Source organism: Flavobacterium sp. N502540 (genome assembly GCF_025947365.1).
Taxonomy (GTDB): domain Bacteria; phylum Bacteroidota; class Bacteroidia; order Flavobacteriales; family Flavobacteriaceae; genus Flavobacterium.
In genome coordinates, this window is sequence record NZ_CP110012.1 from 3,885,858 (window position 1) to 3,908,341 (window position 22,484).

A 22,484-nucleotide genomic window follows, 5' to 3' on the forward strand; every position below is an offset into this window, starting at 1 on the left:
AGAATTTACACATTGGTAAAAATGCAGTTATGCAGGGCATCTCCTTGATCCATAAAATCCTTTACGGTTTCAATTACAGATATGCTGAGGTTTTCTTTGGAGAAACACAGTCCGAAAAAAGGTTTCTTTTGCTTGGCATAAATTTGCTGTGCTTCGCGCATCTCTGAGCGTATTTCCAGCAGGTGTTTTTTTCTCTGCACTTTTCTTTTTTTTGTAACGAGCCTGTCATGTGCTTCATTGAGGTTTTCAGGACAGGCTAGCATCTCGGTGCTGAGGTCTTTTTTAAAGAATCGGAGCAGGTCGATATAATACTCCCATATTTTATAGTCTTCAATTTTATAGTGGTATTTCAGAGTGGTTTTTACTACCTGCCAGTTCTGTTTTATGTTTTGTCCTCGTGAGGTCAGATAATAGCTGAGCAATGAAGTTCGGGAAGCTTTGAGAATAGTTTCTGCAATGGAATCTTTCAAAAGCGCAGTGAAGAGGATTTGTGGAGCGATACCATAAAAAGCGGTTTAAAAGCCATTGCGTTTTAAAAGGGGCAGGATTTTCATTATGGGATAAACCTTGTAAGGGTTAATGTGGTATTTTGAGGAGTTCTGAAAATCCTTAGGGCGAATTTCAAGTGGGTAATAATATTTCCAAACGTCGTAGAGATTAAAAAAAACGTTTGTGCTCAGTGAGAGTGTTCACACTTCGCCTTTTGGATTTATCCAATGTTGCATGACTTCTTTGTGAGAGTAAGCGGGGGGAAATTCTTTTTCATGTGTTTGTGTGAGCAGATAATGCGTACCACCTGATAACTTTCACATATCTCTAAAACGGCAGAGTATTCGATTTCTCTGAAATGTACTTGGTTACAGCCCTGTATTTTTAGTTTTCCCCCGCAGGCATTACATTTTATATATTTTGCGCAAGACTCATTCTGCAGTTGAGGTTTCCAAGAGTGGATGCATTCCAGACAGTGGAATTCTCGAGTTCTTCGCGGATATTTTCCAAATCATCAAGATGTTTGATGTAGAATTTTTTGCAGTCTGTATAGTAGATAAATTAGGAAATCATACCGCTGATACATCCTGCATTTTGTAAATCTTCTATAAAGGATTTTAGTTTTTCTTTTTTTGGTTTCGCTGTATGATTCCAAGTTGGAAAGGATTATTTTATTGAAAGCTTGACAAAGGTCAAACTCGGCGTATATTGATTTTTCAAAGGCTTTCGTAACTGATTTTTTTAAGGTTTATGCATTTAATGTTTTATTAAAAGGGCAGGCCGTCCGGTTCTTTTTCGGTATTGGCTTTAGCGCCTGCACTTATCTGCAGTGTTTCCTTTTCACTTTTAGCAAATGCGAGGATTTTAATGTGACTTGTATGAAAGGTCAGAGAGCCGTGCGCCTCGGAATCGTTCCCGATATAGACATTCATACTAATGCGCCCGAAGAGTTCCACTACTGAGGCTTTTTTGAGCCATTGAGCTTTTTTGGCGGAAAGCCAGTAGGAGCAGTTGATGTAGGTGACAATTTTTTTCAGCTCGGTGCTGTCTTTTGGTTTATAGCTGTCGTTGACTGCTATGGAGAAGTTTACGGCCTCACGGTTTTGTTTTACTTTAAAAACGGAGGCGTCTTTTACAATTCGTCCTGTGATTTCCATGATTTTAAATTTTAGTGATTACTATTGTTTAAAATTTCTTTCTCCCTGTACTCCCAAAAATTGTTTTCAAAAGAAATTGTCATGATATAAAAAAAACGCAAGCGCAAACAGCCATGAAAATGGGGTACCGTAACTTTATGGTAAATTTTATATCATGGAAATCACAAATCTCATTTCCTCAGGTTGTTGAGCGAGGCGCAGGCATGGATGTGCATCGTGATACTTTGGTTGTGACTGTAATGGGTACAGGTATCATAACTGAGACAAAAACTTTTACTACTTATACCAATGATCTGCGAGGTTTATCCGGTTGGCTTAAATCCTTTTGCGATCACTCATTTGTCAATAGAGAGTACAGGTGTTTACTGGAAGCCTGTTTTTAATATTCTCAGTGATGAATTTGAAATACTTCTTGTAAATGCAAGGCATCTTAAGAATATTCCGGGGCATAAAACCGATAAAAAGGACAGTCGATGGCTAGCTAAACTCCTTTTTAGCGGTTTGTTGAAAGCAAGCTTTGTTCCACCAAATACAATAAGAGACTTAAGAGACCTGACTCGTTATCGAAAAAAACTCGTACAGAATGCAACAGCAGAACGGAACCGATTTGAAAGAGTTATTCAGGATGCTAATTTTAAACTCAGTAATGTTATTACGGACTTATTTGGTAAAACAGGAATTTTAATCATAACAGCTTTACTGCAGGGCAATAATAATTTTGAAGAACTACTTGCCTTATGTCATGGATCTATCAAAATGAAAAAAGATATTCTCAAAGAAGCTTTAAAAGGTAAGCTTACTGATCACCATAAATTTATGCTTGAGACTATTCGACTTAGTATTGAAAACATAAATTATAGGATCGCTAAGATAGACAGAGAAACAGCTTTACTGTGCAATCAATATTCAACAGAGATTGATCTTTTAAAAACAATTCCAGGAGTTAATTCTATAAGTGCCGCTTCTATGATTGCTGAGATAGGTGTTGATATGGACAAATTCCCAACAGTTCATCATCTGGCATCTTGGGCAGGAGTCTGCCCCGGTAATAATGAGAGTGCTGGAAAAATGAGCTCGAGCAGAATTACAAGCGGCAATCAGCATTTGAAACTAATGTTAATAGAATGTGCATGGTCAGCGACAGGTGTAAAAGATTGTTATCTGCGTAAAAAATACGAAAGCCTTCTTGTTAGACGCGGTAAAAAAAGAGTTCTAGTTGCTGTTGGTCATAAAATGCTGACTGCTGCCTATTTCATGATAAAATATAAAGTTCCTTATTTAGAATTAGGCTATGATTACATTGATTCCAGAAGAAAGCAAAATCAAGTTCAGTCCTATATTGACAAACTAAAAAAATTGGGCATTGAGGTTGAAATAACCCAAGCCCTCTGAGGTCGTCTTTTGCTGCCGACACAAATGTGATCGCGCAAAAGAAATTGCCCCTAAACGCTAAGAACAAACAGTTGTAGCCAAGAGCGCGCAAAAGAAAATATTACCCTCTAGTGTTTTATTTATGTCAAAGAACTTATCAATTAAAAATTATTTTCAGAAGAAAACGGGAAAAAAGAAAGCACAAATCAAGTGTCCGGATAAGGAGCCGGAGTGCTATAAGTCCCGAAGGGCGTCGTGAGCCGTTATGCGCATGCAGGAGACGGCGGGCACTACTTTGGCTGCCCTTTTAGCCTGTTTTCAATGAAAGTGTTCCTGTTTTTTTAGTGTATTTAGCAGCAGTCAGACAGATTGTTATGTAAACAAATTTGTTTATATTTGCAGTATGAAAAGGGACTATGAAAAATATAAGGGGATTCATCCCGGTGCTGTACTGAAGCGTGAGCTGGATAAGAGAAACATATCCCAGCTTTCTTTTGCGCATACCCTCTCTGAGCATGCTCAGACTATCAATGCGATTGTAAAGGGAAAGAGAAATCTGAATACTGCTTTGGCCATTAAAATAGAAGAAGCCCTTGGTGTTCCAGAAGGGGCGCTGCTGGTATTACAAGTTTATTACGATATTAAAAAGGAGAAAGAAAAATCAGCACAGAGGCGGCATCCTGAATTGAGCCGTCTTCGCAGAGGACTTTTCTGGGATACCAATATCGATGCGATTAATTGGGAGAAGCAGTCGAAGGCTGTTATCTCGAGGGTTTTTGAGCGCGGAAACATGAGTGAGAAAAAAGAAATTGTACGTTTTTACGGTATTGAGAAAATAAAGCCTGTTCTTCGCGAAACGGCTGCAAAGCCCCACTTTACCGCAAGTCCGAATTACAGTAAAGCCAAAAGGTCGTGATGTATTGGAAAACGGTAAATCCGCTTTTAAAGGAGAGTCTTCTAAGGCTGATGCAGGCTGAAGAGTTTGAGGTATTTCGGCTTGTTGGCGGTACAGCTCTGAGCCTTCAGATCGGACACCGGCTTTCTGTTGATATTGATCTTTTCACAGATGAGGATTACAACAGCGTAGATTTTGATGTGCTTGAAGGGTATTTGAGGGAAAATTTCCCATATGTAGATAAAGTTTTTGGAGGTATTACTGCCATGGGCAGATCTTTTCTTATAGGGATCGACAGGGAAAACACAGTAAAGCTGGATGTTTATTACAGCAATGACAAGTTTATCCAGGATGCTATTGTAATTGAAGGGGTACGTATGGCCACAGTGGAGGAGATCATTGCCATGAAGGTGGATGTTGTTTCAAGGGGAGGACGTAAGAAGGATTTCTGGGATCTTCACGAACTTCTGCCCAAGTACAATATTGGTAAAATGCTGAGGTTTCATAAGATTAGAAGCGAATATACACACGATCAAGCGCAGATCATGAAAAACTTTACGGATTTTAGTTCAGCTGATGATGATTTTGATCCTGAGTGCCTTAAAGGTAAATACTGGGAGTTTGTCAAAGAAGATATTGAAGCTGCTGTGAAAAAAGTAAAGAAGGCTTAGATAGTGGTATATCACATGTACTGTATGTCTGACAAAAGTTTCATATGCCCGTTTTTTATTTAATAATCACAACAGACTTCTTTTTATTGGGACTGTTACTGGTTTGGAACTTCTTTTCTAAGATCAAAGTTTTCGTAATGTCCATCACTCCAGTGATATTCTATTTTATTATCTGCCATCAAATCAATTATTTCAATGATTAGTTTTATGACAGATGTCAGATTGTAATACAGTTTTGAGCCTCACCTTTTTTGACCTTGAATTTGCTACATTTCTGGTTCCCAAAAACAGCATGTGCCACGATTCTGCCACAAAACTTAAAGTGGTGAAATATCTTTAAAAAACACCTAAACTTTTTGTGGCAAAAAAATATCTACTCGTGAGATAAAGAACTCAAGTTTCTCATAAAAATAGCTTTGCTATCTTTTACTGAGAATTTTAGTAAACTCTTAAACGGTGAAATATATTATGCTCTTCTGATTTTTATTTCTCTTTGGAAGATAATTTATATAACCGTAATCATTTAGGTCTCTGATACATCTATGGTAGGTAACAGGGCCGCTTATTTTAGCAATCTTCATAATTTCATGCCTATAGGCTTTAATAGGATTAATATAACTTGCAGTAGTTCTGAATTGTAGTAATGCCGCAAAAATTCCAATATGCGTAATGCTGATACGCCGGTCTTTTTCTATTGCTTTGAAGAATTGCGTTAAAGGATTTAGCTGGTCCATTACTCTTGTTATTTAGATTTTTATTCACGCTGTCATAAAAATGAATTTTAATGATTGTTATTTAGTTTGCTTTTTTTATGAAACGGCGCCAGTGCGGCTTATTTTGGCCCACTTTGTGCAGGCAGTAAGCTTGCTAGGGAATATAACAATGATATAGTGAATCTCTTATTTGTGCACCAATAGGCTTTGAATGAGTTGTTTTGCTTTTACTGATGCTGTTTTATTATAGCTTAGAATCAGCTGATTTAGTTTTAGACCTAGATGAATCCCGTATCAGGAACTGCCGGGGGAAACTACTTTGGAATGATTATCGTCGTTGATTGTGTATACTATTATTTTTTAGGAGCTTTTTCCCGCTATCCGTTACAATCTTTTGTGCCGAACACCGGCACAAAAGGACTTCCACTGCACACGAGCGGAGCGAATTGGCGAAGCAATCGGGGCTAGATCAGAAATTGCGAGGGAATCTAGACCAGGGTAGATCCATCACTATTTAGTAAATATAAATATGCATTTAAAGCAGGGCTGCAAATTTCAGCTTTATTCCGATTGATTCTCGTTTTTAGTTTCCTTTGAACCTCGTCTTACAAGTGTATAGAACTCTTTTAAATGCCACCAGGCAGGGCACATCTCAAGGTCTCCTTTATAATGGTATATAGTAAGGAAACAGCTTTTAAGGAAAAGCTGGGAATCTGTGATTTTAGCCCATGGCTTTAACTCCACTTCCTGTGGAGGGGGAGTGGCTTCAAAATAGCGTTTTATTTCTTCTGGGGTCATGGGGCAAAATTAGGTAAAAATTGCAGAGAGGGCAAGGGTGGAGGGGGATAGTATAAAGTATTTTTATTGTTTTGGGGTTGTTTTTTTAAACTCATCTGAGACTCAGAGAATTGTAGCTGCGGGATTGGATTTATTTTTTACACGCAGATAATTTTGTGATCCCATAAATCTTTGTTTCCTTTTACTGTTTGAAGAAGTGCTTTCAATGAATTTTAGATATTAATATACCCAGGTTACCACTTTAATTTCCCTACATAACCTAGATTTTTAATAAAGATAATGATATGATTACAAAAGCATTATCTTTTATTATTTTATATATCTATCTCATTATTTCTTAAATTCACGTAATGGAACCTAAACTTTAGGAAATGGAGAAGAATAAAATTTATAACCGTAATTTTAAAATAAATATTGTAAAACTAGCGCTCGAAACAAATTTTTCTAAAGTTGCAAAAGAATTTGGCATCGCTGCTACAAACATCTATAGATGGAAAAACGAGTTCCAAAAATATGAAGAAGAAAGTTTTTGTGGAAGGGGGCGTTTTAGAACCGCTGAACAAAAAAGATTTTCCGAACTTAAAAGAACACTTAAGCAAAAGCTTAAGGATACGGAAATTGAAATTGAAATTTTTAAGAACGCAAGTAAATATATCTCTGAAGGGAAACCAAAGATTTTTCATTTTATTGAAAACAATTTAGATACATATCCACTTTGGAGAATGTGTAAAGTTTTAGGTATAAGAGATTATACATATTATAGATGGAAAAATCATGTAATATCTCCAAGGCAACGCCAAACAATCTTATTAGAAGAAGAAATAACTTCTATATTTCATGAATATAAAGAGATATACGGTAACAAAAAAATTTCAGCAGAATTAGAAAGTCGAGGTTTCAAATTATCGTGTGCTCAAGTTACTCTCTACATGAAAAAACTAGGTCTTACTAGCAAGGTTAGAAGAAAAGATAAAGCTACATCTAGTAAATTTTATAATCCTTATGTTTTTCCCAATGTTCTCAATCGACAATTTAAAGCTGAAGAATCTTCTCAGATTTGGGTTTCGGGTATAAGCAGCATAGAAGCAGTCACTGGATTTTTGTTCTTAACAATTATTATGGATTTATTTGACAGAAAAATTATTGGATGGACTCTGAGTGATGGACTAACAATAAAAGAAACTTCTATCCCTTCGTGGGAAATGGCGGTTCATAATCGAAAAATAAAGAAGGGGTTAATATTTCATTCTGATCGATCACCTCAATATGCCAATAAGTTGTTTACTCATAAATTAAACTCTTATAAAGAAGTCAGACAAAGCATGAGCCGAACAAGGAATCATTTAGATAATGCTATACCTAAACGCTTTTTTACTTCTTTTAGATCTGAACTAATGGCTTTAAATATACTTCTGACTAAAAAACAAATAGAAGAAAAAATATTTGAATATATTGAAAATAGGCATTAAAAAAGGAGTCGTTTTTTTTACAAATAATTAAACTTCAGAATATGAAAAAATATGAACGTACTTTCAAAGAATATGCAGTTAAATTAAGTTATGACAGAGGAAAGGGGCACATTGAAAATGTTGAAAGAGAGCTGGGAATAACTCCAACTTGTTTAAACAGATGGCGGCAAGACTTTGAAAAATTTGGAAAAGGAAGTTTTTGTGGGGGTGGTTATTTAAAATTAACTCCCGAACAAGCCTTAATTACTAATCTTGAAAAAAAACTCAAAGAATCACAGCATACACTGGAAATTTTAAAAACTGGAAGTAAATACGTTTCTCAAGGAAAAGTAATGATTAAACAATTCATTGAAAACAATAAATCTAAATTCTCAATTTTAAAGATATGTACCGTTTTAGAAGTGTCGAGAAGTACATATTACTGGAGAAAAAAACATGAACCTACAAATACGAAAATTCGAGTAAATTTATTAAAAGAAGAAATTACAGCTATATTTTATGAATTTAAACATACGTATGGTTGCATAAAAATTACTAAAGAACTTGAAAAGAGGGGATTTAAAATACACAGCTCGCGAGTATCACTATATATGAAAATGCTGGGACTTCGAAGAAAAGTCAAAAGAAAATATAAGGTCACAACTGATTCAACTCATAATCATTATGTGTCTCCAAATGTATTAAATAGAGAATTTAGAGTTAATGAACCTTCTAAAGCTTGGGTTTCCGATATTACACACATACAAACAACAAACGGCTTTCTATACCTTACCATTGTTATGGATTTATTTGACAGGAAAATCATTGGATGGAGTTTAGGCGATCGATTGAGCACTAAACAAACTACCTTGCCTGCTTGGGAAATGGCGATTAAAAACAGGAAAATTGCTAAAGACTTAATTTTTCATTCTGATAGAGGTGTTCAATATGCCAATAAAATTTTCACCAGTACATTAGACTCCTATAAATGCGTTCGGCGTAGTATGAGTCGGAGACAAAGTCATTATGATAATGCCGTTTCTGAAAGTTTTTTCAATTCTTTTAAAGCTGAGTTAATTAATGGAAATAAACTCTTACCGCGTAATCAAATGAAAGTGAAAGTGTATGAATATATTGAAAACTGGTATAATAAAAAGAGAAGGCATTCATTCTTAGACTACAAGACAATCGAAGAATTTGATAAAATTAATAATTTAATCTAAAAAGGTAGTGTTTCTCTAAGTGTGTAATTGAGAAACTACCTAGACAAACCTCTTCTTTGTTTTTTCTTCTTTTATTTTTGAGATGGGCGTTTCCCTATCAATATATTTAAAATCACATCAGATATTATTTGACCAACTAAAAATTACTATGATAATTTTTAAATTTTCTAGAGTAATTGAATTTATCAACCCATATTAATATTAGTTGATTTTTTAGAATAAAAAAAATATCTTGCTTCCTTTCCTAAAAATTTACAAAAACTAATTAACAGCTGAAAAAATATAGTTTTTAATCAAAAACGGAGATGGTCATTTTATTCAGAATCTACGAGGTCATTTTGAATTGGGATCAGACACTTGCTTTAAATTGGAATGGGGCGATAAATATCAACCGAATTTGTAGTTTAGCCATGGAAAATAGGATTAGTTTGCTGTTAATCTCTGCGAACTGTTGTATTCTTACATATCGGAGTGGTTTCTTCGGTTTTAGTATGTTATTTTTATGAAAAATATTACAAACAAATTTGTTTGTTTCATTTGTAGTTGTATATTCGTACTAATATTGATTACGAATCCCCCTCGCCTTCCTACAAGAAGTAAATCAAAAAAAGTACGTCTAGTGCAAAAAAGAGGCATTCTAAAATCATATGGAATGCCTCTTTTTTTTGTAATACTAGTCAAACAACAAAGAGAGCGTTCTAAAAAACAATTTTTAACAATTTAATTATTTTTTTATGGCATTTAAGGCAATTTTGGAGTTTGAAGGAAACGAGTATCAAGTATTATTTTCAAAAGTTGATATGTTAAGACATACCGATGGTAAAGGAGCTGTTTCATCTGAAATTAAAGGAGGTAGATTAAACCTAAGAGTAAAATCTACAGACAACACTACAGTTATCGAACAAGCGGTAAACAGTCAACATAAACCGGTAAGCGGGAAAGTAAAATTTTTCAAAGCTGACTCTGAGCAGGTAATGAAAGAACTTACTTTTGAAAACGCTTTTATTGTGTTCTTTAGTGAGCAGTTAGATGCTTTGGCCGAAACTCCAATGACTACTGAGATTACATTTTCTGCAGAGAAAATTACTTTAGGTAATGCTACATTAGATAACAACTGGGCTAGAATCTAATTTTTATTCTTCGACAAAGACGGCACTAGTGTCGCTCATATTTTGTTTTCTAACCACTATAATCATTAAAAATGATTATAGTGGTTATTTATTTCAATTTATTAATAGCCTCAAAACCATGTTACAGCAAAAAATTATATTCGGAGTTGATCGAAAAGAAGTTTCGCATTATACTTCTATAGAAGTTATACAAAGCATCAACAACCACCATAAATTCACAATAAAAGTACCTCATTCGGTAATAGAACAACCCAGAGCTTTTACGATGGAAAATGCTCAAAGTTGGTTAGGAAAAGTGGTGCATATCGTTTTGGAGAGGGAAAACAATTTTCTTGGAATAGTAACCAATATTGAGTACGCACAGGAATTAGGACATGTTGGGAGTCAAATTATCCTGACAGGTTACTCAAAAACCATTCTATTAGAATCAGGAGAAAAACTGCATTCCTGGGAAGACAGCACTTTGCAGGAAATCATACAGGAAATCATACAAGATGCAGCAGGGGAACAATTGCAAAACGATATAAAACCTGAATTTACAACCAAAATTGATTATCAGACACAATATCTGGAAACTGATTTTAGATACATTCAGCGTTTGGCTAAACAATACAATGAATGGTTGTATTATGATGGTGAAAAACTTTTTTTTGGAAAACCAGTAGCCACAAACAAAACCATAAAATTAACTTATAATAAAGATTTATACAACCTAAACATATCGGTTAAGGCTACACCAAATCAGTTTGCGGGTTTTACTTATAATGAAAATTCCAATACCCTATATAGAGCCAAAACTCAGGACAAAATTGAAGGCTTGCCAAAACTGGGCAATCAGGCTTTTGATGCATCTGAAAAGTTATACGCTACTCCTTCTTTTGAGTACGGACGAATAGCTACTGGTGATGATATGTTTTTAGAAAGAATCTTAAAAAGAAGACAAGAAAGTGTCATGGCCGATGCTAATTTTATCACAGCAACCAGCAAAAATAATACTTTAAAGATAGGCTCTGTAATCACTATCGATTCCCAGCAGGTAATAGATAAAATTGATGCTTATAATAAAAAGTTAGATAACAGTAAAGTTAATTACCAAACCAGTGAAATAGGAACTTACATTATCACTGAAATTACCCATAAAGCTACCGATATCGGTGAGTACGAAAATAGTTTTAAGGCTCTGCCGGCTTTTATCAAGAAACTACCTGAGCCGCAAATAACTTTTCCATTGGCTCAAACACAACAAGCCATAGTAGTGGAGAATGCCGACCCCAAAAACAACGGAAGAATAAGAGTGAAAATGCTTTGGCAGCAAACAAAAAACTTAAGAACACCATGGCTTAGAGTGATGACGCCCGATGCAGGATCAAGCTCTGAGGTTTCTACCAACAGAGGAATGGTTTTTATTCCTGAAGTAGGTGACCATGTGATGCTTGGTTTTCGCTATAACGATCCTGACCGCCCTTTTGTAATTGGAAGTTTGTTTAATGGGAAAATTGGTGCCGGTGGACAAACCAACAATAATATTAAAAGTATTTACACCAGAACTGGGAGCACTATAACCTTTGACGAAGGTGCAAGCAGCATTTTAGTCAAAGATCCATCAGGCAACACCTGGTTTATGGATGGAAAAGGGAACATTAATGTTAATGCACCAAAAAATATCACCATGCATGCTGGGGAAGATTTTATTGTTCACGCAGGTAAAAATATAAGAATTGATGCGGGCGAAAACATGGATTGTGATGCAGGAAAAAATATATCTCAAACAGCAGGTAATGATCTAACCCAAACAGCAAGCGGAGATATTACCGAGACTTCTGATAATAGAAAAGAATTGGTGGATAAAGACTTTACGCGTCAGGCAGATATTTCTAGTGAATTAGCTTCCGGGGTTACTATTTTTAGCAATAAAGAGAATTTAACCCTGCAAAGCGGTAAGACAGTAGAGGTAAATAGTGTAGAGAAATCTAAAATGTTTTAAAGTATGGCAATCAACAAAATTTCTAAAAACAGGAAAGTGATCGTGAATAATGATTACAGTTTAGTAGTTGGAGGGAGATTAACGAAAATCACCAATAAATTTAATATTGAAGCTACCAGAGAGAATTTGACTTTAATTTCAAATAAAAAAATAACATCCAATGGCAACAAACGTTAGTTTTGGTAATTACACGCCGCCACCCCCACCTAAAGGAACAATTGATATACGAATTGGTGTTTTTTTCGATGGTACACAAAATAACAGAACAAATACAAACGCTAGATCAGCAAAAAAAGGCAGTGATGCAAATAAAGCCTACCATAAGATGTCTGATAAAGAAACGGACAGCTATATGAATGATTTATCAAATGTTGCTCGAAAGGAACTACATTATGCCAAAGATGAATATACTGATAGTATTTATATAGAAGGTATTGGTACTGATGATTTGGGTGCTGATACAGACGATGCATCTACTGTATTTGGAATTGGACACTTGGGGGTTGCTTATGGGTCTGGAAGTCAAGGTGTTGTATCTAAGGTAAAAAAAGGATGCGATAAGCTTGCCGAAAAAGCGTTACTATTAAAAGGCAAAGACAAAATAAATACCTTAACAGTTGACGTATTTGGTTTTAGTCGAGGTGCTGCTGCAGCTCGGAACTTTATTTATGAATTGAGCAAAAAAAACAGTACAGATATTTGGGGTTCACATCTTGCAAAATATAAAATAGCTTACAACCGATTACAGGTTCGCTTTGTGGGACTTTATGACACTGTTTCTTCTTATGACCCAAATGCTTCAAATACCACAACTGATCCAAACTTTGATAATGATGTTAGTGAACTACACTTAAATGATCTTAATTTAGAAATTAACGATTTATACAAAGCTAAAAAAATAATTCATTTTTGCGCTGATGATGAGCATCGTAAAAATTTTATGCTAACGCCTACCGCAAAAAAGGCAGGAGGTCAAGATTTTTATTTACCGGGGGTACACTCTGATGTTGGAGGTTGCTATACAGATAACATGAATGAACTTAATTTTCAGATTATGGACTTAGATAATTATTGGGGTGATGGATACAACGATGATGATTATGATGAAATACTAAATAACGATCTGACCAATTTAATTGCCCATGGATGGTTTACAAAATTAGAAGTTGTAAAACCCGATAGTGATCATCAAACCTTCATTAATCGCAAAGGCATTCGCAACACCTATAGTTTTGTTACCCTTCATCTTATGGCTGAAAAACTCAATACAGAATATAAGGGAACAATTAAAATGACAGAATTAAGTAAATATTTTGGCATTCCAAAACCGAGTAAACCGGAGCTGTTAGATTTGAACAAAGTAAAACAGCGTTTAGAGAATTACATCAACGGCAAACAACCTCAAATGACTTATTATACCTATTACGAAATCGAGCAAATGCGAAAAAAACTCGATTTAAAAAGCGCAAAGGATGTAGCGAGTTTTAATATAAAAGTGAACGACCATAATATGTTGAAGCAATTAAGAAGCAAATACATACATTGGAATTCTAGATTTGGAGATGGGATAGGTTCTTATGAACCCAATTATAAAATTTCGGGTAAAACTATTGTTAGAACCCGCTTAAAAGAACCCAACTCATGAAAAAAAAACTTTTTTTATTACTACTAATTATATTATTTTCTTGCAAACCCGAAATGAAAAAATACGAATGGCTGCCTACAGCTAATGCTCCAGAATTATATCCGACCTACATTCATGACGGTCATTTTTATTTAGAAGATGGTGGTAGCGTTTACATTCCTACAGCAGGGGCAAACAGTAATGGTTGGGGAAATACTGGCTCTACCCACACACAAGGAGAAGACTTAAAAGCGCTGCCTGTAAAAATGGATATCACTTGGGCATCTTATATAGAGAAGAAATTTTATACAGGCAGTTGGGATATGCCCATCGATACTCTAAAAAAACTTTTTGAAAAAGGAACTATTGCTTGGCGAGATGGCAGAATATCGAATTATTCCGAAATAAGAGTAAGTTGTGCACCTGGTGGTATAGTGGTGGTTTGGGTATATGGTGATGACCAGCAAATAGAAGTAGCTCGTTTTCAAGCAACTGAAACCCATGTAGCTATGAAAGAATTAATTCCTGCAAATCCAACTCTCACATATGAAAAATATTTTGATGTGTCAGAATCTGTTCCAGAAGCTTATGAAAATCTAAAAAAGAGTGGTATCCAATACGATATTTGGGATATTTACCGTAAAAAATACAATTGGCGAGCTCGTGTCGAAATTCCAAATCATAAGCTCATGAACATCGGGTTTAAGATGTATAATGGAGAAGAGGAAACTATTTTTAACAAAAAAATTATAGAACCCATTCAGGAAAATCTTTTTGAGTTAAGAGCTATACCTAAACAACTTAATTTTATTTTCGAAGACAACAAAAAGCTTCAAACTGTTTTTGAAGTTAAACCCTTTGACGAAGAAGAAATTATGGGGTTATTCAAACATGCAGACCCAAGTAAGCCAATAGAAATAATATTACGCATGAACGAGGATTTTAGTAACCGAAGTTTAATTTTTAAACAGGGAGAGAAGGAAATTTCTATCAAGAAAATTGATTTCGAGAATATGTGGAAGTATGAAAATTAATAAAATGGAATAAATATCCAAGCTAACTGAAATTCTACGATAGCACGATATTTAAAAACAATAACAATATTTTTTGCAATAAACTTAATTAGCTTAAGGGGAATAATTATTCCTTCAATGATTATTAAAGTTTTCAATAGCAACTATAGTCTCTTAATTGACTTAATAGTCCGATTTGGCCTGTTATTCACTCCATTTATAATAGCTGTAATGATAATAGTCAGAATTTGTGTGATGATATTTGGAAAAGAAAAAACTAACAGAATTGATATATATCGCAGGAGTATACTTTTATTTTTTTTATAGAATATCTATTTTTTTTCAGAATTGTAGCTTAATTTCTAATCTGCAAAACAAAAAAATCCTATCAGGAAAATAGATTTTGGGAATATGTGCAAGCATGAAGATTAAAAAAACAATTAAGAATAGCATAAATACTATAAGTAAAAAATGGATCTAATCTATCTTACAAAATATCCTCTAACAAAAGGAGACACACTAGAAAGTGTTGCCGAAAAATTAAATATTGAAACAGAATACTTAAAAGAGATACACAATGGTAAGGCTAGATTCTGGGATAAGATAAGAAGCAGCTTTCCTAAACATCTCACTGAGATTTATGTTTATTCGGATGTATTGGAAGCACAATCTCTTGAGAAAGAGGTGAAAAGAGAAATAGGACGCAATCTGTTTCCTGTTAAGTTTTATGCTTCAAAAACGTATGGCTATACTTTTGAAAATTTTGAGGGCGATCTCCTGAAGAATAAAATTCATTATGAGATAGAGGCAGTTTATAAAAAAAATGATTTTGATTTAAAAATTATAGAAATAAATCGCAAACAAGTCTATATAAACCATAAAATGCCCGATGTTGCAGTAGAACAACTTTTAGATAAAATTGCCCAAAACCTTTTCCCAATTGCACTAAAAATCGGCGATACAGGAGAAATAAAAGCAATTGTAAACCATAACGTGATAAAAGAACGCTGGCTTGCCAATAAAGAAGAACTAACTGATTATTATAAAAAAGAACAATCGGATACTATTATACAGAAAGCAGACTTGTACTTTAATGACGAAAAAGAATTGATGAAAATGCTGTCAAAAAATTGGTTTTTCAATCTGTTTTTTAAACCTGTATATGGTTATTATCCTGAAAAAAAAGAAATCCAATATGTAGCCAAAGTGCCTTTCTTATCGAAGGGATTACTAGAATATGAAATAGCACAGACTCTACAAAATTTTTATACTAAAAGTGGTAAGTTGATAGTAACTCTTATAGGAAAAACAAAAGACCACAGAACTATTGATGAAGTTTTACAAAATAAAACAGTATTAGAAAAAGATCGACCTAATATTCAAACCATACAATCTCAGGGAAGCGTACAATATAAACTCAATAGTTCAGATAATAGTATATTTTCGGTAATAGGCACTTTTGAAACAAAGATGAGCAACGAAAAAATCAACAAAATTCAGATAGAAATATATCAACAATAAATTTTGTCTGAATCTAAAACATAAAAAATTATGGCAGAAAAACATGTAGTTGTTCATGGGGCTACTTGTGAGTGTAAGTTTAGTGAAGTTCCTCAAACGGATATTCTACAGGTAAAAACGCACTCCAAACATTATGGTAATGACAAAGACGGCTCTAAAAAACTCATTGCTACCACCAAAGAAATTGGGCAGACTCTCAAGTCAAATACTTTTGGTAAATGTAAAAAACAGCCCATGGGTTCTAGTTACAAGCCTTGTCAGGCTGTTATTTCAGAATGGAGTAATTTTTATAAGGAAGTTGTTCTCTCTAATCAAGGCCAGATACTGCTTGAAGACAGCAAAGCCACTTGTCCCATAGGTGGACCGGATTGCATAAGTATAAAAAACCACGGACAGGTTGCGGAACTAAGCAAACAAAATGTCAAAAACACCAGTCCTGAAGTTACAGCTGAGTTATTTCCGGGCTTTGATCTGGAGGATTCAGAAAATGATATTTTAAAAATACCGAATAATTTATAATACAAATTAGATGGAAAAGCAAGTACACATCATACCCAAAAAGGTAGAGGAAGGACAAAAATATGATTCCGGGCTAAACAGTTTAGTATTAAAAAAAGCCGGGCATTTTAATATAGCAATAAAAGAAATAGAGGATTTAAAGAAACAAAAGCCCAAAGCACCAAAGCCCATTACCGAATTATCGACTAAGGAATATAATAACTTAAACAAGACGGGAAAATGGAATTACAATGTTGATGTAAAGCAATATAATATTGATATTAAAAAATACGATGAAAAATTAAAGTTGTATAATGAACGTTTAAAAAAATTTGAAGATTTAAATTGGGGATGGCAATTAATACATACCGGATTGGATCCTAGTATAATTACACACAATATTGGTTTTAAAAAAGGGATTCATGATCGTATCTCATTTCCTGAATTATTAGAAGGAGGAGGTATTGCGTGGCTTGAAGCTTGGCACGAAAATGAAAAGCCAAAAGGAAAATCCCCCTTTGGATTGTATGTGCAGGCAGAAGGTGTTCCTGGCATTATTCGTACAGAATGGACGGACTCAAAATACAATACTATTGCCAGTACAACAGAAGTCGCTTTTGGATCTAAGGTACTATTACATATCTATACCACTGGATTGTATGGTCAAGAAGTCGAGGTGCATTTGGTAGATAGTGATACATTTACTCCTAATGATAAACTAAAAATTTCCGGAGCAGATTTTTTTACCCGTGAGGTAAAGGTTCATAAACTAAAGCCTAACGATATTAATAAAAAAGGCGTATCGGATGTACTCACAATAAATGATGCTCCGGTAAACCACGCCCAAAAAATAGAATTAGAGGTAATACTTGATCGTGCTTGGATAAAAACAGCGGGAGAGCATTTAAAAATATACCCTTTAGTAAAATCTATAAAAACAGGAACTTTTTTTACCGATTTTGGTAGAAGTTATTTACAAGTATGTACAAATAAAAAGAGTGTTTTACTTGAGAAGCAACCAATTCCAGCTACCAATATGCCACTTATCGTAGGAGATGTAGAAACTAATGTAGCGCATTTTCAACATTGTAGGTATGATAGTATTAAGCTAGATGGTGTCTCAATTTTTGATTCAAATAATATCTACCAACGAATAACCAAAACAATCACTGTAGATGTTATTGCAGGAAAGAAAAAAGCTAGTGTTCTTGATTTTGATTTTGATACTGTCGAATGTGAAAATAGACCTGCCAAGCACATTAGCAAAGAACTTACAGTATCTAGCATCCCTAAAGATTATGAGTTAAAAATAGATCCCAGTTCTAAGGCTGAGCATAAGGCTAAAAAAGAAGAAAAAGAATTAATAAAATCAGAATCGAATCGTGAGTCCTCAATGATGGGGATGAAAACAACACAGAAAGAAAATGTAGCAAAAGAAAAAGGTATTGTTACTGTCAGACAAAAACAAATAGAGTTTGATGCCTTTTATAATTATGATATTCCACAAGATGCAAATGCTGCAACTACTTTTTATAAAGCAATGAAGTATTTTTGGCTTCCAAATTTGGGCGCAGATAAGATATATAATATTAAAGCAATTGCTAGTACTTGCGCTTTTAAGCAAAATGTAAATATTGCTATCTATCCTGATATTAAGTGGACATTAAAATTTGGTTTTAATGTAGAGAAAGGCGATATAGAAAAACTCAATAGAAAAGGAGGAACATTTGCACCATTAAAAACTTTTGAAGATAAAGCAGAAGAAAATGACAAAGCTTATTTTGAAAAAAATAAAAGCCAAAAAGAAACATTAGAAAGAGCTGAAAAGTATTTTACAGAAAAGTACAACCTTAAGCCCAAAACTGAAACAGCAGCTCCTGTGACAAAAGGTAAAAGTTTCAAGCAGTTATTAGAAATTTTACAAAGAATAACGATATCATTAGAAGAAGAGCATTATGGAGGTGATATAAAAAATGAATTGACAGAAGAGTTCGTAAAACAACTTTATGAACAAGCAAAAACAGTTATAGATCTTGCAAAAATTGGCATAGAATTACTTGAAGGCAAACATGACCAAAATAATTATACGCCAGAGGATGATAAAAACATAGAAGGATTGATGGCTAAACTAAAAAGAAAAACCGTTGAGTATGAAATGTTATATCCAAAATTATCTTTCGCTGGCTCCTGGTTTTATGAACAAATAGATGCTAAACGATATCCAGAGTTAGCGGGAAGACAAGGTTTAGGTGTAGATTTAATGCTAAACGCTGCACCACTTATTGGCGTTACCATAAAATGGGATATTTTGGAACTTTTATGCAGAAGACACCCCATTGCTTATGCAATTCTAAAAGCTATCGATGCGTTATTATATATCTTAGCAGATGATAGTAGTGCTATTAAATGCGATTTCTCCGTTACAGGAAAAATAGATAGTGTCATTGATTTACAGCATAATATGTTAGCTGGTTTTAAAGATTTTAATATAAAGGGAAAAAGTACAATACAAACTAATATTATATTAGAATTACGGCTTAATAATAGTATAAAATTGGGGAAATTTGAAGTTTTGGTAAAAAGAGGCCTAAGTACAGGGGCTTCTGTTGGTCTAGGAATTGAAGATGTATATGGTGTGGATAATAGCGGTATATATGTTAAAAAAGATCTAGTTTTTGAAGGAATTAAGTTTTCTTTCGAAGCTGAAGGTTCGGCCGAGTTAGGAAAACAAGAAGGCAAAAGAAAAAAAAGTATGCTTAAATTGGGAGGAAAAATAACAGGAGAAATAACAATGCTGGCTCATACATTTTCAACAGATAAAATGTACATAAATAAAAGATCATAGTTATGAGTAAAATAACACTTTTTATACTATTATTAATCACAAACTTAAGTTGTTCACAGAAAAGCAATAATCAAAAGATGGAAGATTTTAACTTAAATACTTTATATAAAAAAATAACAATTTATAATGAAAAACCTGAATATTGGTTGTTTTTACATAGTAGTAATTGCTCCTATGTTGTTACTCTAGATGATATGCCAATATACACAGATTACAATGAAGGCAGTATGAAGTCGTTGTCAATACCTATAAATAATTTTATATTAGAAAGTAAAAAAAATGAATTAAAAGTTTTGATTTTACCCAAAAGAGACGAAAATTATCATTTAGATAGTATTTTAGATAGTAGTTTTTCATTAGATGTCAAAGTAAGCAGAACAGAAAATAAAAAAGAGACTATTGTTTTTAATAAAAAGATTTCAGGTGGTGAGCAGAAGGAATCATTCAGACAAATTTTTATTCCTTTTGAATCGAATGTTCCCTATAAGCTTACGGGTTGGACAAATAGTATTGATCTAACTAAAGAAGATAAAGAAGTTTTAGGAAGGGAAGTAGAAAGTTTTTATAGAGAAATGATGAATGATTACAAAGATGGAAAAATAGAAAATATTGAAAAAAAATATTATAAAAGACAGTTTGAAAATGCACAATCTTTTTATTCATCTAAAAAAGAAGACTCAGATAGAATAGTTTCTGAAATAAATAAAGATATTAACAAAGAACAAGATTTAAAATTGGAGGATTATAAATTAGTATTTTATGGTAATGGAAAGGTTGTTGGTTTAGTCAGAACTGATGGAGAGTTTTTAGGTAAATCTGCTTTTTTAGGGCTAACAGATGAAGATTTTTATATTTATTCTTTACTCCTTCATCGCCCTAAAACAGGTAGTTCTTTAGAAGTAATTAGATAACTATGAATTCACTTAAAAATAAATTGAGCTTTTTTTTTATCACCACCTGCATCTTTAATTTGTGTTTTGCTGTTTTTTATTTGTTTAAATTTTATTCTAAAGATTTTCATGAAAATGAAGGAGCTGCTATCATAAATTTATTATTTTTTCAAGTATCATCTACTATTTTACTAATTTTTTTTTCAGTATTGAACCCATTAAAAATATTTATTAGTGCAAAAAAAGGTGTAAATAATCGAAAAAAAAAAGGAAAAAATTATTTTGATATTATGGAATATAATATCATACGATTAGACAATAAGTTAACGCCATATTTAATTACTATTTTATTTGTTTTTTTCTTCTCTTTAATTCTCATTGGATTTATATTAATTATAAACTATTTGGGAGTGCCAATTTTAGAAGTTTTAAAATTCCCATTTAGATTTATGCAAAATTTAAATCAATCTGAATTATATTATGGAGTTTATAGTTTTTTACTTGTGAACATAGGTTATATTCTTTGCAATTCAGAACAATCTGCAGAATCATATTTATTAAAATTCAAAGTCTATTTAAATTCCCTTGTTATAGCATTTTGTTTTAGTGCTTTTTTTATCCTATTTAATATGTTTTTTTATTTTTCTGCAAATGATACAAATAATGACATATTTACAGATAAAGTAAAAATAGCATATGCAATGTTTTTTAATATAGCCTTTGTTGTAAATAGTTATTTAGTTGAAAAGAAATATTTAAGCATAGAAATATAAGAATTTAGGATTAGTAATTCTAAATTTTTTATATGGAAAAATCATTATCAATAAAAGGATTGCGAATCAAAAAATATGTAAGATAACGGAAGATTTTAGCATTTTACGAAAAGATAACTATTCTTATACTTCAGATTCCGCTTCAGATAGTGACTATTTTAGATTGTATCTCATAAATAAAGATGATCAAAAAAAAGGAATTTATGTAAGCAAGGAAGATTATAAAAAAGTAAAAGAAAATGATACAGTAACAATTACCTATTTTGAGATGGTAAATATCATTATAAAGGCTGTTTGTAATAATCAGGACTTAGAATATTCACGTTTTTTTACAAAAAGAAATCGGAAATTATGGTAATGTTATGTGAGAGGATTGTGAAGTAAATAATTGTGGAAATGGAAAAACCAAATTAGAAATTTTTTAAGATGATAAAAAGGAAAATTACAGAAGAAGAGATATTATTTGTTAGTCGGATATTTACTAAAACTATTAGAAACTCTAGTCTTATCATTTTTATTTTATTGTATTTTTTTTCTGCTTTTCTTTATTGTTTATTTATAAATTTGGTTGAATACCTAATTGTAAAAATTATATTAATTATTATAGTATCATTTTTAGGTTTTTTTATTTTTAATTCAATATACAGTATTATTTGTCTAAATAAAGAGATTAATACCTGTAATATTGACCGTATAGAGGCTGAATTTAAAGTACAAAATAAAGATATCCTCACTTATACATATGATATTGTTTTTGTAAAGAAAGCATTCAATAAAAGTTTATGTAAATCAATAATTATCATGCCTTTTATTCAAACGACATTAATTCTTCTTTACAAGTAATAAAATAAAATATATTAATGAAAAGAGGTCTTCCATTAAAAGAAACATCCCCTGTGAAGATGTTCATTTTTGCTTTTATGTTTATAATTAGTATTTATTTTTTATATACTATGTTAAAGGTATTTCAACCTAGAATTTATGGAGACAGAATAAATGCTTTGGTAATAAATGTTGATAGTATTAAATCTCATAAAAACAACAATACGTACCGATATTTTGGCAAAATAAAATTTAAAAATAAAGAAGGCAATGGAATTATTGAAGATTATGGTTTTAGCAGTAAATTAAAAAAGAATGATTGTTTACAGCTTTATTATGACCAAAAATACGGTTTCTATGATTCCGAAGATCAAAATGTTTACTTTGTACTTATAACAATTCCTGCTATAATTTTAATAATACTTAGTGTTTTCTTTTATAAATATTTTATTGATTGAAACAGAAGATTCGATTGCGGACTATCTGAAATCTATAATCGAAAGAGGAAATTAGTTTTTGATTGGAAAATTTTAAACAAAGTTATACAACCTGTAATAATGCTGCAAAAATTCCAATATGCGTAATGCTGATACGTTGATCTTTTTCTATTGCTTTGAAG

At 32.8% G+C, this 22,484-nt stretch carries 20 protein-coding genes; 16 read left to right on the forward strand and 4 right to left on the reverse strand.

Annotation, left to right across the window (positions count from 1 at the left end):
• Positions 1 to 5 precede the first annotated feature (5 nt).
• Together OLM58_RS16350 and OLM58_RS16355 are read right to left on the reverse strand one after the other, a co-directional pair.
• On the reverse strand, positions 6 to 470 hold the full coding sequence (locus tag OLM58_RS16350; protein WP_070908643.1) for a PcfJ domain-containing protein: 465 nt from the start codon (positions 468 to 470) through the stop codon (positions 6 to 8).
• Positions 471 to 1,256: 786 nt separating this feature from the next.
• On the reverse strand, positions 1,257 to 1,646 hold the full coding sequence (locus OLM58_RS16355; RefSeq protein WP_070908642.1) for a single-stranded DNA-binding protein: 390 nt from the start codon (positions 1,644 to 1,646) through the stop codon (positions 1,257 to 1,259).
• Between the two features lie 288 nt (positions 1,647 to 1,934).
• Between OLM58_RS16355 and OLM58_RS16360 the strand changes: the two genes are divergently transcribed.
• From OLM58_RS16360 to OLM58_RS16370, 3 genes are all read left to right on the forward strand, one after another.
• Complete coding sequence (locus tag OLM58_RS16360) at positions 1,935 to 3,038, forward strand: IS110 family transposase (protein WP_264529720.1); 1,104 nt, start codon at positions 1,935 to 1,937, stop codon at positions 3,036 to 3,038.
• Between the two features lie 382 nt (positions 3,039 to 3,420).
• Positions 3,421 to 3,933: a helix-turn-helix transcriptional regulator gene (locus OLM58_RS16365; protein ID WP_070908641.1), complete on the forward strand. Its 513-nt coding sequence runs from the start codon at positions 3,421 to 3,423 to the stop codon at positions 3,931 to 3,933.
• Positions 3,933 to 4,583, forward strand: a complete 651-nt coding sequence (locus OLM58_RS16370; protein WP_070908640.1) for a nucleotidyl transferase AbiEii/AbiGii toxin family protein — start codon at positions 3,933 to 3,935, stop codon at positions 4,581 to 4,583. Before OLM58_RS16365 ends, OLM58_RS16370 begins: the two co-directional genes overlap by 1 nt.
• A 449-nt stretch (positions 4,584 to 5,032) precedes the next feature.
• Here OLM58_RS16370 and OLM58_RS16375 read toward each other — a convergent pair whose 3' ends face one another.
• Both OLM58_RS16375 and OLM58_RS16380 read right to left on the reverse strand, forming a co-directional pair.
• Positions 5,033 to 5,317 (reverse strand): hypothetical protein, encoded by a 285-nt coding sequence (locus OLM58_RS16375; RefSeq protein ID WP_264529721.1) that lies wholly within the window; start codon positions 5,315 to 5,317, stop codon positions 5,033 to 5,035.
• Between the two features lie 540 nt (positions 5,318 to 5,857).
• The gene (locus OLM58_RS16380; protein WP_264529722.1) at positions 5,858 to 6,094 is read right to left on the reverse strand and encodes a DUF6965 family protein; all 237 of its coding nucleotides are present in this window, start codon (positions 6,092 to 6,094) and stop codon (positions 5,858 to 5,860) included.
• A gap of 371 nt (positions 6,095 to 6,465) precedes the next feature.
• Here OLM58_RS16380 and OLM58_RS16385 point away from each other — a divergent pair, with 371 nt between their 5' ends.
• From OLM58_RS16385 to OLM58_RS16445, 13 genes are all read left to right on the forward strand, one after another.
• On the forward strand, positions 6,466 to 7,563 hold the full coding sequence (locus OLM58_RS16385; RefSeq protein WP_264529723.1) for an IS3 family transposase: 1,098 nt from the start codon (positions 6,466 to 6,468) through the stop codon (positions 7,561 to 7,563).
• Positions 7,564 to 7,604: 41 nt separating this feature from the next.
• Positions 7,605 to 8,765 (forward strand): IS3 family transposase, encoded by a 1,161-nt coding sequence (locus OLM58_RS16390; protein WP_374172420.1) that lies wholly within the window; start codon positions 7,605 to 7,607, stop codon positions 8,763 to 8,765.
• A 734-nt stretch (positions 8,766 to 9,499) separates the two neighbouring features.
• On the forward strand, positions 9,500 to 9,895 hold the full coding sequence (tssD, locus tag OLM58_RS16395) for a type VI secretion system tube protein TssD (protein ID WP_264529724.1): 396 nt from the start codon (positions 9,500 to 9,502) through the stop codon (positions 9,893 to 9,895).
• A 118-nt stretch (positions 9,896 to 10,013) separates the two neighbouring features.
• Positions 10,014 to 11,879 carry a type VI secretion system Vgr family protein gene (locus OLM58_RS16400; RefSeq protein ID WP_264529725.1) on the forward strand — a complete coding sequence of 622 codons (1,866 nt, stop codon included), beginning with the start codon at positions 10,014 to 10,016 and terminating at the stop codon, positions 11,877 to 11,879.
• A 3-nt stretch (positions 11,880 to 11,882) separates the two neighbouring features.
• Positions 11,883 to 12,056 (forward strand): hypothetical protein, encoded by a 174-nt coding sequence (locus OLM58_RS16405; RefSeq protein ID WP_264529726.1) that lies wholly within the window; start codon positions 11,883 to 11,885, stop codon positions 12,054 to 12,056.
• Positions 12,040 to 13,524, forward strand: coding sequence for a DUF2235 domain-containing protein (locus OLM58_RS16410; RefSeq protein WP_264529727.1), 1,485 nt, complete (start codon positions 12,040 to 12,042; stop codon positions 13,522 to 13,524). The genes OLM58_RS16405 and OLM58_RS16410 overlap by 17 nt, the downstream gene beginning before the upstream one ends.
• Positions 13,521 to 14,537 carry a DUF2931 family protein gene (locus OLM58_RS16415; RefSeq protein ID WP_264529728.1) on the forward strand — a complete coding sequence of 339 codons (1,017 nt, stop codon included), beginning with the start codon at positions 13,521 to 13,523 and terminating at the stop codon, positions 14,535 to 14,537. Before OLM58_RS16410 ends, OLM58_RS16415 begins: the two co-directional genes overlap by 4 nt.
• A gap of 450 nt (positions 14,538 to 14,987) precedes the next feature.
• Positions 14,988 to 16,037: a hypothetical protein gene (locus OLM58_RS16420; protein ID WP_264529729.1), complete on the forward strand. Its 1,050-nt coding sequence runs from the start codon at positions 14,988 to 14,990 to the stop codon at positions 16,035 to 16,037.
• A gap of 30 nt (positions 16,038 to 16,067) precedes the next feature.
• Positions 16,068 to 16,556, forward strand: coding sequence for a DUF4280 domain-containing protein (locus OLM58_RS16425; protein WP_264529730.1), 489 nt, complete (start codon positions 16,068 to 16,070; stop codon positions 16,554 to 16,556).
• A gap of 10 nt (positions 16,557 to 16,566) precedes the next feature.
• Positions 16,567 to 19,380 carry a hypothetical protein gene (locus tag OLM58_RS16430; protein WP_264529731.1) on the forward strand — a complete coding sequence of 938 codons (2,814 nt, stop codon included), beginning with the start codon at positions 16,567 to 16,569 and terminating at the stop codon, positions 19,378 to 19,380.
• A 2-nt stretch (positions 19,381 to 19,382) separates the two neighbouring features.
• A complete protein-coding gene (locus tag OLM58_RS16435) occupies positions 19,383 to 20,291 on the forward strand; it encodes a hypothetical protein (RefSeq protein WP_264529732.1) in 909 nt (302 codons plus the stop codon).
• 2 nt (positions 20,292 to 20,293) lie between these two features.
• Positions 20,294 to 21,043, forward strand: a complete 750-nt coding sequence (locus OLM58_RS16440; RefSeq protein WP_264529733.1) for a hypothetical protein — start codon at positions 20,294 to 20,296, stop codon at positions 21,041 to 21,043.
• 860 nt (positions 21,044 to 21,903) lie between these two features.
• Positions 21,904 to 22,323 (forward strand): hypothetical protein, encoded by a 420-nt coding sequence (locus OLM58_RS16445; RefSeq protein WP_264529734.1) that lies wholly within the window; start codon positions 21,904 to 21,906, stop codon positions 22,321 to 22,323.
• Positions 22,324 to 22,484: the final 161 nt, after the last annotated feature.